Genomic DNA, 11,749 nt, shown 5'->3' on the forward strand with positions numbered 1-11,749 from the left:
CTGCTCCCATCCCGGCAACATCCACCCGATGAAGGAGCAGACGATGAAGATCTTCCTGGCACTCTGGTACGCAATGAAGGCGCTGGCCCGGCTGGCGATGATCGGCATGGCGATGGCCGTGCTGGGCTCCGGTTCGGCCCATGCGACGGCCGCCACCGGCACCGGCAAGGTGCAGGTCGAGGTGGTCGGCAAGGGCCGCCCGCTACTGCTGATCCCCGGCCTCAACAGCAGTGCCGAGGTCTGGCGCGAGACGTGCCTGGCGCTGAAGGACGTGCAGTGCCATCTGGTGCAGCTGCCGGGCTTTGCCGGCGCGGCTCCTGCCGATCCGCGCCCGGCTGGATTCCTGCCGGCGATGCGCGGCCAGTTGCTGGCCTACCTGCATGACCAGCAGCTGGGCCCGGTGGTGGTGGTCGGCCACAGCCTCGGCGGCCTGCTGGGCCTGCAGATGGCACAGGCCGAGCCGAAGGCGGTCAGCGCGCTGGTGGTGGTTGATGCATTGCCGTTCCTGCCGGCGGCGCGTGACCCGAACGCCACCGCAGACAGCGTGCGGCCGATGGCCGACCAGCTGCGCAAGGGCATGCTCGCCGCCGATGCCGCGCAGTGGCAAGCGCAGCTGAAGGCCGGCCTGCCAGGCATGACCCGCGATCCGCAGCGCCAGGCCGAACTGGGTCGCTGGGGCGAAGCCAGCGACCGCCAGACCACGGCTGACGCCATGCACGCGGTGATGACCACCGATCTGCGTAACAGCATCGCCTCGATCAGCGTGCCGACGCTGGTGCTGGGCAGCTGGGCCGGTTACCAGCCGATGGGTGGCACCGAGGAAAGCACCCGCGCGGTGTTCCAGGCCCAGTACGCGAAACTGCAGGACGTGCAGATCGAGATGAGCGCGCAGGGATTCCACTTCCTGATGTGGGATGATCCGCGCTGGTTGCAGGAACAGGTGCAGCGTTTCCTCGCCGCGCATCCCTGACCGCTGTCCGCCCTCCTGCCATCGCCGAGAGCCCGCATGGACGCCACCACGTCATCCCGCCGCTTCTGGACGCTCAATGCACTGGCATGGGCTGGCTATGCGATGTACGGGCTGTGGGTCGGGATGCGGATCGGTGGCGGCGTGGTGTTCAGCGGCATCGTGCTGATCACCGTCAGCGTGGCCGCCTGCCTGTGGTTGTGCAGCGGCACGCTGCGCGCGGTTGCACTACGCCAGCACTGGTGGGAGGGCAGCCTGGGAAGCCTGGTGTTGAAACTGGCTGCCGGTGTGGTGCTCGGCGCCAGCGTCGCGCAGGCGGTGACTGCCGCGCTGCTGCTGCCGGCACTGGCGCTGGGCTGGGTGCAGCTGCCTGGCGGCCACGCGGATTACCAGTGGTCGTCGTTGCTGGTGTACTGGATGAACACCGCACTGTTCCTGCTGATGTGGACGGGCCTGTGGGCAGGCCTGCACGGTTTGCGCCGGGCCCGCCACAGTGAGCTGGCCCGCCTGCGCGCCGAGGCCGAGCGCAGCACGTTGGAGCGCGATGCTCTTCGCGCACGGCTCAACCCGCATTTCATGTTCAATGCGCTGAACAACCTGCGCGCGCTGATCCTGGAAGATCCCGAGCGTGCGCGCGACATGGTCACCCGCCTGTCGCGCACGCTGCGCCAGGCGCTGGCGCACAACCGCAGCGAGCAGGTCACGCTGGCCGAGGAACTGGCGGTAGTGGACGATTACCTGGCCATCGAGGCGATCCACTTCGAGCAGCGCCTGCAGGTAAACCAGCACATCGATGCCGGCGCACTGCAGGCACAATTGCCGGCGATGGCACTGCAGCTGCTGGTGGAAAATGCGATCAAGCATGGCATAGCCAGTCGCCCCGGCGGTGGCGGGATAGAGATCCGGGCCACGTTGGACGACCACGTGTTGCGCCTGCAGGTGGACAACCCGTTGGGCAGCGCCGGCGAGCCCACCCACGGGCATGGCGTCGGCCTGGCCTATCTGCGTGCGCAGCTCGGTTCGCGCGGGCGTTTCAACCTGCAGCCGGTCGGCGATCGCATGCAGGCCCTGCTGGAGATTCCGCAATGAGTGGCGTACTTCGTGTACTGATCGTCGATGACGCACGGCTGGCGCGCCAGGAGCTTCGCACGCTGCTGTCGGCGCTGCCCTGGGTGCAGTGCGTGGGCGAAGCCGACGACGTGCCCGCCGCACGCGAGGCGATCGCCACGCTGGCGCCGGACCTGGTGCTGCTGGACGTGCAGATGCCTTCCGGCAGTGGTTTCGATGTGCTGGACGGCCTGGAGACGGTGCCGGCGGTGGTATTCGTCACCGCCTACGACACCTATGCCGTGCGCGCCTTCCAGGCCAATGCGCTGGACTATCTGGTGAAGCCGGTGGAAGCGCCGCGGCTGCTGGAGGCGCTGGAGCGGGCACGTCAGCGCGAAGTGGTTTCGGCCGGAGCATCGGATTCGCGCAGCACGCTGGCTGCGCAGGACCAGGTGTTCGTGCGCGAGGGCGAACGCTGCTGGTTCGTGGCGGTGTCCGAGATCCGCCGGCTGGTGGTGGATGGCAACTACACGCGGCTGTGGTTCCGCGACCAGAATGCCCTGCTGACCCGCAGCCTGAGTGCGCTGGAAGCACGCCTGCCGGCAGAGATTTTCTTCCGCGCCAACCGCAATACGCTGGTCAACCTGCGCCGCATTCGTGGCGTAACGCCAAGTATTGCCGATGGCTACGATCTGACGCTGGACGACGGCAGTGAAGTGGACGTGTCGCGGCGGCAGGCGCGCGAACTGCGCGAGCGCATGGCGTTATAGCTGCGGCTACAGCTCGGCGCTGACCGGGCTGGTGAGGAAGCCCCACAGCAGGCGCGCCATCACCGCTGGTGAGCGTGCCTGTGAACGCGCATACGCCAGCAGGGCATCCAGCCGCGGGCGATCGTACAGGTGGCCGGCCAGCAGCACCGCGTGGATGCGACGGGTGTTTGCGGTGTCCTGCAGCGGGTCGCCATCGAGGAGCACCAGATCGGCGGCCTTGCCAACCTCGACGCTGCCATGTGATGCCTGCAGCTGCAGATGACGCGCGGCCTGCAGCGTGGCCGCACGCAGTACGTCGGCCCGGCTCATGCCGGCGTGCCGCAGCCATTGCAGTTCATCGTGGTAGCGGAAGCCGCCCAACCCGGTATCGGTACCGACCAGCACGGGGACGCCTGCGCGATGCGCGGCGCCGGTGAGCACCAGGCCATGCTCAAAGTAGGCCTTCAATGCAGTTTCACCGCGCGGGCCGGGGTAGCGCGCCACGGTGGCCTGCAGGTCATCACGCCACGCCCAGCGTGAGAGCGGATCCAGATAGGCCAGGCGCGGGTCGTCGGCGAAGGCGGGGTCGCGTGCGCGCGCGTCCTCTTCGCGGGTGACATGGGTCGGTACGAACGCGGCACCGCTGGCCTGCATCAAACCGAACGCCTTGTTGCAGAGCGCGGGCTGGTGACTGGCCACCATACGTTCGGCCAGTTTGGTCGGGTCTTCGCCGTCGAGCGCGCCGCCACGCCAGGCGGCTGCGTTTTCGAAGCAATGCCGCACGAACAGATGGGCGTGTTCGAAGCTGCGCTGGCCTGCCTGCATCGCGTCTTCCAGAGGCACGGCCCTGGGCAGGTGGCCGACCAGCGGACGGCGCAGCTGCTGCGCCTCGGTGGCCAGCCGCTGGTAGGTATCCGCACGCAGCCGGTTGTAGACCTTCAGCGCGTCGACACCGCGTGCGCTGTACGTGCGTGCACGCGCAGCCGCGGCATCCGGCGCGAGTGACGGATCTTCGAAGTAGAAACTGGCGATCTGCACGAAGCGCGGTGCAACCTGCTGCCCGGCAATGGCCTGTGCGGTCCAGCGGCGCTTGTCGGCCACGCAGGCGATCAGCGGATCGGTAGCCTGCGGGCAGTCCATCATGTCGCGGGTACCAGTGATGCCGTTGGCCAGCATCAGCGGGAACTGCAACTGCGGTGACAGTTGCAGCGCATGGGTGTGCATGTCCCAGAAGCCCGGCAACAGCCAGCGGCCACCGCCATCAAGCACGGGCAATGCCGCGTCATGTGCGTCTTCGCCGATGGCGGTGATGAGGCCGTTGCGCACAGTCACCGTGGTGGGTTCGCTGGCCTGCCCGCGCGCGATGTCCACCACCCGCACGTTGGCGATCACGCGGCTGTTGCCCGCCTCCGGCAGCGGTGCTCCGCGCAGGGGCCAGAGCAGCGCCGCCACGAAGGCCAAGGGCAGCACCGGCAGGGCCGCCAGCAGTGCGCGCAGCAGGCGCCTCATGGGCCGCTGGCCTGGCCGCGCAGGCGTGCACTGACACCATCGCGTTCGACCCGGATGTCCAGGTGCAGACCATAGTGACTGCACAGCCGCCGCATGATTTCCAGGCCCAATCCGCTGCCCCTGCTTCCCGCGCGCTTGTCGAACGGGCGTGGTTCGGGCCAATTGCCCAGCGATGGTGTGGTGTCTGTGGTGTTATGCACCAGCAGGTGTCCTGCGTCCAACGCGATCAGCACCTGCCCATGGGCGGTGTGTGCGAAGGCATTGCCGATCAGGTTGGCCAGTACCACGTGCAGCGCCGCCTCGGGAGCACGCAGCGTGGCGTCGTCGGGTACCACAAGCTGTACCTGCACCGGCCGCGACGCCAGCAAGGGCGACTGTTCGACAATCACACGTTCCAGCAGCGGAACCAGCCTGACCGGCCCGGCGCAGTGACCTGCGGGTTCCTCGCGCGCCAGGGCCAGCAGCGCGGTCACAGCCCGTTGCAGCTGCAGTGCAGACAGGCGGATGTGCTGCACGTGCTGCCGGCCGCGCTCCGACAACCCGGGTTCGCCGAGCAGTTGGCCCGCCGCGCTGGAGATGACGGTCAGCGGAGTGCGCAGTTCATGGCTGGCATCACGGGTGAACGCATGCTCGCGCGCGACGAAGGCGGCGACCCGTGCCGACAGTCCGTCCAGCGCACGTGCCAGCACGCCGATCTCGTCGCCATCGAAGCGTGCGGCAAGTTCCGTGCCGTGGCCGGTCATCGGCTGCAGTATCTCGACCTCTTCGACCAGCGCATACAGCCGGCGTGTGACGCGATGGGCCAGCCACCTGCCGAGCAGGATCGCCAACAGCACCATCACCAGCGCAGTGCCGGCAAGCAGCATCACCACGTTGTCGCGGATCGGCCGTACCACCAGTTGGCTGCTGACTTCAGACACCAGCCACGCCGGTGGGGCCGATGCCGCTGGCGTGAGCCGCAAGAGATGGTAATGGCGCCCGTCATCGCCAGCGAATTCCGAGCGCCAGGGTTCATCGGCGAACACCCGGTGCAGGTCGGCGGGAAATGTCGACGGTGAGGTATGCAGCTGGACGGCGGCGTCGGCCGGCGTGCGCCAGCGACCATCGCGCGCATGGTGGGCAAGCTGTGCCTGAGCTTCGCGCGCCAGCTGGGCATTGAACAGGCTGTCCTCGACGGCATACATGAAAACCAGCGAGTACAGCCCGAACACCGTGGCGATGAGCAGGGCGAACGCAGTAAAGGCGACGGCGAGGCGGCGGCGCAGGTGCTGGACCGGGCGTGCTTTCATGGCGCTGCCTCCAAGCGGAAGCCGACGCCGTGAACGGTGCGCAGCATCTCGCCTTCGAACGGCTTGTCCAGCGCCTGGCGCAGCAGGTAGAGATGCGAGCGCAGTGGATCGGAGGGCGGCGCTTCATCGCCCCACAACCGCTGCACCAGCTCGCTGCGGGTGACGGTGCGTGGCCACGCCTCGGCCAGAATGAGCAGGATGCGTTGCGCCACCTGTGGCAACTCCAGCGGCGTGCCCGCACGCGATGCCTGGCCGCTGCGGCGATCGATGCTCAGCGGGCCCACCTGCAGCAGGTTCGCCTGGCCAACGCGGTGGCGACGGGCGAGGGCGAGGCAGCGGGCAAGCAGCTCCGCGTCATCGAACGGCTTGACCAGATAGTCGTCTGCGCCGGCCGCGAAGCCCTGCAACTTGTCACCAATCGCGTCGCGTGCGGTCAGCATCAGGACGGGGATGTGCCGGTCGCTGCATTCACGCAGTCTCTGGCAGATGGTGACGCCGTCGATGCCGGGCAGCCCGATATCCAGCAGCAGTACATCCGGCGGTGACGCCAGCGCCAGACGCAGGCCAGCCTGGCCGTCGGCGGCAAAATCGACCAGATGGCCGTGCGACTGCAGCATGTCGACGATGGTCGATGCCAACGGCAGGTTGTCTTCAATCAACTGCAGGCGCAGGCGCTCGGCGTCCATGGTCAGGGCTGCATGCGGGCCAGGAGAGCGCTAGCTTCGTCCAGACCGGGCTGCTTTTCCAGCACAGCCAGTACCTGCGAACGGGCCAGATCGGTCCGGCCCAGGCGCCAGTGTGCTTCTGCCATCGCGACCTGCAGCCTTGGCTCGTCCATATGCGGGCTGGCCAGCTGCATGATGGCCAGCGCGTCGGTGGTTGCAGTGGCGTCCTTTGCCGCTTTCAGCTGGTAGAAGCCCAGCATGCCGATCAGCTCGACGTGATGGTCGGACGGGCGCTGTGCCAGTATTCGCGCCGCCTGCCCATCGCGCTGCTGCAGGTGCTGCTCCACCAGCGCCATGCTGCGTTCATCGCGCCATGCCTGGCGTGCCAGTGGCACACGCCCGCTGGCGCGCACGAAGGCGTCAGCCAGTGCAGCGGTCGAGAACGGGTTCTGACCGGTCAGCAGGCGTCCATCGACTACGACCTTGGGCATCATCAGCGGTGCCTCCTGCCAGTGTGCGCCCAGCTCCCGCATGCGCGGTTCAAGCTGGAAGGTGAACTCCTTCGCCCAGCGCTTGCCGAACAACGACTCTTCCTCTTCCGTGAAGCCGGTCATGGCGCGGCCGTCCACCAGAGAGCGTCCATCGGCCAGGCGTACCCCTGCCAGCGCCGCCGGACCATGGCAGACCGCCGCCACCAGCCCGCCCGATTCCCATATGGCGGCAATCGTGTCGCGCAGCGCGGGATCGGCGGGAAGATCGAACATCGCGCCCTTGCCGCCAATCACCAGTACGCCCTCATAGTCGTTCGCGCGCAGCTGCGCGGTGGGCAGGGTTGCCGCCAGCTTGGCCATGGCCTGCGAATCGGCAATGACAGCAGCATTGAAGGCCTCATCGGGGTTGTACCTGTCTGCTTCGACAGCGCCCCCTTTGGGGCTCGCCACGTCGATCTCGAATCCGTTCTGCCTGAGGATCAGCCAGGCCTGGGCGAACTCGTCCATCTCGAAGCCCGGACGGGACTTGCCCTGATCACGTCCTTCGCTGCTGACCACCAACAGGACGCGTGGCGATGCATCAGGCGGTGAAGGCGCGCCCAGAGCGGGCAGGGGCAGAGCGGCAAGGAGCGAAGACAGCAGGGCGTGGCGGAAGCGGCGCATGCAGGGTTCTCCAGGGGATGTGCCAGCAGGGTGGCTGGTCGATGTGAAGCAGACTTCAAGCCCTGCGGGCGCTACCCTGAGTGCCTGTTTCCGTACGCGGCATGCCATGTCCATCGTCCTCACCGAATTCGCCCGTCCCCGCCTGTTCCCGCGCGTGCCGCGCGGCAACACCATCCAGGACTGCACTGCCGAGCAGTTTGAAGCCCACCTCAACGCACACGCGCCGATGAAGGTGCTCGAGGGCTACGCGCCATTCTGCAAGCTGTTCGTCTACGAGAACTGGACCAGCACACGCTGCCTGACGGTGCCGATTACCGATGCCAACCGTCACCTGCTGCGCAGCGGCTACGAGGCGCGCAATCGTGAAGAGCTGCCGGTGCTGGTGCGTTGGTTCGAAGGCGTGGAATCGCCGCGTGCGAACTACCTGGTGGTGATCCTGTACAGCGCCGAACAGCTGGCCAGGGAAGGTTCACCGATCGAGGCCGACTGGGGCATCGTCGGCTGCATCTACACCGCCGAGCCGGAAGAGGTGCCGATGGCGCCGATCACGATGATGCGCAATGCGCTGGGGGTGGAGGAGGGTGGCTCCGGCGTGTCACTGGATCGCGAGGCCTATCAGCGCTCGGTCGCCTTCTGGGAAAGCAACGCCAACTGGCGGCCGTAACCGGCCTGGGTTGGACCCCCTGCACCGCTGGGCTCTGGCCCGGTCATCCGGCCCCATGCGCCCGCTATGATCGGGGCAGGCAGACCCCCCAAAGGGCAGGGCATGGATATCTGGGCAAGGATGATTCCGGTGTTGCTGGTTGGCGTGTTGCCCGCCGCCACGGTGCTGGCGGCCAAGCCTGCTGCCGACACCGCGTGCGCGCCATTGGCGGCCCTGCCTGGGCTGCGCGATGCCGGGGTGACCGCGCTGTCGATGCAGCCCAGCGACGGTCGTTGCCTTGTCGAGGTGACGGCCAGCGACAGCCAAGGGCTGCTTCGGCAGCGGCAGATGTTGGAAGTGCTCACGCAGCATGCCTGCGAGGCGCCCGCGGAGGTGACGGTAGACAACCTGCGGCCATCACTGTTGCTGCGCACACCGAAGCGATGTGCTGCGCGTAGCAGCCAGGATCTGTTCGCTGGCGAAGGTGTTCCCTGGATGCAACCGCGCGGAAAGCTGCCGCGCTATCCACGCGAAGCCATGGAGCAGGGGCTTTCCGGGCGCAGCCTGCTCAAGGCACTGATCGATTCGCACGGCATAGTGGCTGCGGTGATCGTGGAGACCTCCAGTGGCCATGCGGTGCTGGACGAGGCGGCCGTGGAAGAGCTGCGTGGTTGGCATTTCGTGCGTGGCGATGCCCAAAGCACGGTGCCGGCGCTGACCATCGTTCGCGTGCCGATGCGGTATGAGTTCGTGGATTGAACGGCATCCACGCATGGCGTGGATCAACGCGAGGCTATGCCGTCCACGTGTGGCGTGGATGTACGGACCGCAGTAGAGCCACGCCATGCGTGGCTGCTTGGCCTTCAGACGGCGTTCCATTCCCACCACGGGTAGTGGTACTCGCGGTCGATGGCCTGCCAATGCTGGCTGCAGTGCGTGCAGGCAACGGTATGGCAATCGCCCCAACCATCCTCGGCCTCCTGCAACGAGAGCCGCCGCATCTGCCCTTGTTCGATCAGGCGACGCGGATCGAAGAACGGGTAGCGGGGATTGAGTGCGCACAGGCATCCTTCACGCGCCTGCCAGTAGCGCAATCGTTGCAGCGCGGCCTTGAGGTGGGCCTGGTTGCTGATCAGCATGCCGCCGAGCGCGACGCCCTGGCAGCGCTGTTCGATCAGGTCTGCATGCGCGGCCAATGCATCCAGCGAGGACGCGGTGAACAGCCGTGCGACCGTGCGCGCGGCGTCGGTGATGCGTTTGCCGTCACGCGACAGCAGGTCCTGCAGCAGGACGTCGGCCTGAGCATCCTCAAGCCGGGGCGACGGCGTTGCGGACCACGGCCAGCGCATCAACGTGCCTTGCCGATCGCGGCGTAGTGGCCGGCGGTCAGCCGCAGCAGATCGGTGGGTGCCAGTTCCACTTCCAGGCCACGGCGTCCGGCGCTGACATGCAGGTTGGGCAATGCCTGCGCGCTGGCGTCCAGGAAGGTGCGCAGGCGCTTCTTCTGCCCGAGCGGGCTGATGCCACCGACCAGATAACCGGTCGCGCGCTGTGCGGCGTCAGCAGCAGCCATCTCGCACTTCTTGCAGCCGGCCGCTTCGGCCAATGCCTTCAGGTCCAGCTGGCCGGCCACCGGCACGATTGCAACGAGCAATTCATGGGTTTCGGTGCTGGCCAGCAGGGTCTTGAACACCTGGGCCGGATCGAGGCCGAGCTTGTCGACGGCTTCGCCGCCATACGATTCGGCGTGGGCGTCGTGCACGTAGCTGCGCACGGTGTGGGCGATCTTCTCGCGCTTGAGGAGGTTGATGGCCGGGGTCATGGGCGCATCGTAGCGCGGGGTGAAGGCCTTGCCTTGACCGAGGCTGTTGTCCCCGCTCTGGTGGGGAACATCCACGCATGGCGTGGATCTACTGTGGGTTGGGTGGATACGTGGTGTATGACCACACGCGAACGCAGAACGGGCGCCCGAAGGCGCCCGTTCCGTGTGCATCCGTTGCTGGGGGCAGAACCCCTTCCTGCGGAAAGGGATCCGACCCCGCGCACGCTGGTAGTGCCGGCCGCTGGCCGGCACCGCGCAGGGCATCAGTAGCGGTAGTGGTCCGGCTTGAACGGGCCTTCCACCGGTACGCCGATGTAGTCGGCCTGTTCCTGGCTCAGGGTGGTCAGCTTCACGCCGATCTTTTCCAGGTGCAGGCGAGCCACTTCTTCGTCCAGCTTCTTCGGCAGCAGGTAGACCTTCTTCTCGTAGCTGTCCTTGTTCGCCCACAGGTCGATCTGTGCCAGGGTCTGGTTGGCGAAGCTGTTGGACATCACGAAGCTCGGGTGGCCGGTGGCGCAGCCCAGGTTCACCAGGCGGCCTTCGGCCAGCAGGAAGATCGCGTTGCCGTTCGGGAAGATGTACTTGTCCACCTGCGGCTTGATGTTGACGTGCTTGATGCCGGCGAACGACACCAGCGCATCGACCTGGATCTCGTTGTCGAAGTGGCCGATGTTGCAGACGATGGCCTGGTCCTTCATCGCGCTGAGGTGCTCGATGCGGATGATGTCCTTGTTGCCGGTGGTGGTGACGTACAGGTCGGCACGGCCCAGGGTCGATTCGATGGTGTTGACTTCATAGCCTTCCATCGCCGCCTGCAGGGCGCAGATCGGGTCGATCTCGGTGACGATCACGCGCGCGCCGTAAGCACGCAGCGAGGCGGCGCAGCCCTTGCCGACGTCGCCGTAGCCGCAGACCACGGCCACCTTGCCGGCCAGCATCACGTCCATCGCGCGCTTCAGGCCATCGGCCAGCGATTCGCGGCAGCCGTACAGGTTGTCGAACTTGCTCTTGGTGACCGAGTCGTTGACGTTGATCGCCGGGATCAGCAGGGTGCCGGCCTGGGCCAGCTGGTACAGGCGGTGCACGCCGGTGGTGGTCTCTTCGGAGACGCCCTTCCAGTCCTTGACCACGCGGCCCCAGTAACCCGGGCGCTCCTTGGCGACGCGCTTGAGCAGGTTCTTGATGACCTGTTCTTCGTGCGAGGACGAGGCGGTGTTGACCCAGTCACTGCCGTTTTCCAGTTCGTAGCCCTTGTGGATCAGCAGGGTCACGTCACCGCCGTCGTCCACCACCAGCTCCGGGCCGGTCAGGGTGCCGTCGGCCAGGGTGAAGGTCAGCGCGTCCAGGGTGCAGTCCCAGTACTCTTCCAGGGTCTCGCCCTTCCAGGCGAACACCGGGGTGCCGGTGGCGGCGATGGCCGCGGCAGCGTGGTCCTGGGTCGAGAAGATGTTGCACGAGGCCCAGCGCACGTCGGCGCCGATGTCCTTCAGGGTCTCGATCAGCACCGCGGTCTGGATGGTCATGTGCAGCGAGCCGGTCACGCGCACGCCCTTCAGCGGCAGCTCGGCCTGGTACTTGCGGCGGATCGACATCAGGCCCGGCATTTCGTGCTCGGCGATGTCCAGTTCCTTGCGGCCCCAGTCGGCCAGCGTGATATCGCGGATCTTGTAATCACCTTCGGTGGAGAAGGTCTTGGCAACAGCGTTCATTCGTGTGCTCCGGTTGTGGGCGAGCGGGTGCTCGCATCTAGCCGGGCGCCGTTGTTACAAAGCCACCTTACCGAGCCTGGCCGGGCCTCATGGGATCCGGTCGCAGCGCCCCTCGGCAGGGGAGAACCCCCATTATATCGCGGCCCCGGCATGACATCGGGATGACCCAACCATCGGCAGGTGGGATCGCGTGCA

The 11,749-nt window shown here is 66.9% G+C and carries 12 protein-coding genes and 1 riboswitch; of the genes, 5 read left to right on the forward strand and 7 right to left on the reverse strand.

The features are described from left to right. Positions 1-43 precede the first annotated feature (43 nt). Genes EZ304_RS12790 through EZ304_RS12800 form a run of 3 tightly spaced genes read left to right on the forward strand, consistent with a single transcriptional unit; the run spans position 44 to position 2,784 of the window. On the forward strand, positions 44-970 hold the full coding sequence (locus EZ304_RS12790) for an alpha/beta fold hydrolase (protein WP_099553624.1): 927 nt from the start codon (positions 44-46) through the stop codon (positions 968-970). Between the two features lie 36 nt (positions 971-1,006). Then, complete coding sequence (locus tag EZ304_RS12795; protein ID WP_099553626.1) at positions 1,007-2,056, forward strand: sensor histidine kinase; 1,050 nt, start codon at positions 1,007-1,009, stop codon at positions 2,054-2,056. Beyond that, complete coding sequence (locus EZ304_RS12800) at positions 2,053-2,784, forward strand: LytR/AlgR family response regulator transcription factor (RefSeq protein ID WP_142807257.1); 732 nt, start codon at positions 2,053-2,055, stop codon at positions 2,782-2,784. The genes EZ304_RS12795 and EZ304_RS12800 overlap by 4 nt, the downstream gene beginning before the upstream one ends. A gap of 6 nt (positions 2,785-2,790) precedes the next feature. On the opposite strand, the gene EZ304_RS12805 is transcribed toward EZ304_RS12800, so the two are convergent. Genes EZ304_RS12805 through EZ304_RS12820 form a run of 4 tightly spaced genes read right to left on the reverse strand, consistent with a single transcriptional unit; the run spans position 2,791 to position 7,380 of the window. Continuing rightward, positions 2,791-4,272: an amidohydrolase family protein gene (locus EZ304_RS12805; protein WP_142807258.1), complete on the reverse strand. Its 1,482-nt coding sequence runs from the start codon at positions 4,270-4,272 to the stop codon at positions 2,791-2,793. After that, the gene (locus EZ304_RS12810) at positions 4,269-5,561 is read right to left on the reverse strand and encodes a sensor histidine kinase (protein WP_142807259.1); all 1,293 of its coding nucleotides are present in this window, start codon (positions 5,559-5,561) and stop codon (positions 4,269-4,271) included. The genes EZ304_RS12805 and EZ304_RS12810 overlap by 4 nt, the downstream gene beginning before the upstream one ends. Continuing rightward, complete coding sequence (locus EZ304_RS12815; protein WP_099553635.1) at positions 5,558-6,247, reverse strand: response regulator transcription factor; 690 nt, start codon at positions 6,245-6,247, stop codon at positions 5,558-5,560. Before EZ304_RS12815 ends, EZ304_RS12810 begins: the two co-directional genes overlap by 4 nt. Positions 6,248-6,249: 2 nt before the next feature. Then, the gene (locus EZ304_RS12820; RefSeq protein WP_142807260.1) at positions 6,250-7,380 is read right to left on the reverse strand and encodes a type 1 glutamine amidotransferase domain-containing protein; all 1,131 of its coding nucleotides are present in this window, start codon (positions 7,378-7,380) and stop codon (positions 6,250-6,252) included. Between the two features lie 106 nt (positions 7,381-7,486). On the opposite strand from EZ304_RS12820, the gene EZ304_RS12825 reads away from it, so the two are divergent. Next, a complete protein-coding gene (locus EZ304_RS12825) occupies positions 7,487-8,044 on the forward strand; it encodes a DUF3228 family protein (protein ID WP_099553638.1) in 558 nt (185 codons plus the stop codon). Positions 8,045-8,146: 102 nt separating this feature from the next. Continuing rightward, positions 8,147-8,782 (forward strand): energy transducer TonB, encoded by a 636-nt coding sequence (locus tag EZ304_RS12830; protein ID WP_185959182.1) that lies wholly within the window; start codon positions 8,147-8,149, stop codon positions 8,780-8,782. Positions 8,783-8,886: 104 nt separating this feature from the next. Here EZ304_RS12830 and EZ304_RS12835 read toward each other — a convergent pair whose 3' ends face one another. The 3 genes from EZ304_RS12835 to ahcY all read right to left on the reverse strand — a co-directional run bounded on the left by EZ304_RS12835 (position 8,887) and on the right by ahcY (position 11,554). Continuing rightward, a complete protein-coding gene (locus tag EZ304_RS12835) occupies positions 8,887-9,372 on the reverse strand; it encodes a hypothetical protein (protein WP_142807261.1) in 486 nt (161 codons plus the stop codon). Next, positions 9,372-9,845, reverse strand: a complete 474-nt coding sequence (ybaK, locus tag EZ304_RS12840; RefSeq protein ID WP_099553644.1) for a Cys-tRNA(Pro) deacylase — start codon at positions 9,843-9,845, stop codon at positions 9,372-9,374. The genes EZ304_RS12835 and ybaK overlap by 1 nt, the downstream gene beginning before the upstream one ends. Positions 9,846-10,108: 263 nt before the next feature. Then, entirely contained in the window at positions 10,109-11,554 is a 1,446-nt protein-coding gene (gene ahcY, locus EZ304_RS12845) for an adenosylhomocysteinase (protein WP_004154241.1), read from the reverse strand. Positions 11,555-11,590: 36 nt separating this feature from the next. Then, positions 11,591-11,674: riboswitch (S-adenosyl-L-homocysteine riboswitch) on the reverse strand. Positions 11,675-11,749 lie beyond the last annotated feature (75 nt).

The organism is Stenotrophomonas maltophilia (assembly GCF_006974125.1).
Lineage (GTDB): Bacteria > Pseudomonadota > Gammaproteobacteria > Xanthomonadales > Xanthomonadaceae > Stenotrophomonas > Stenotrophomonas maltophilia_O.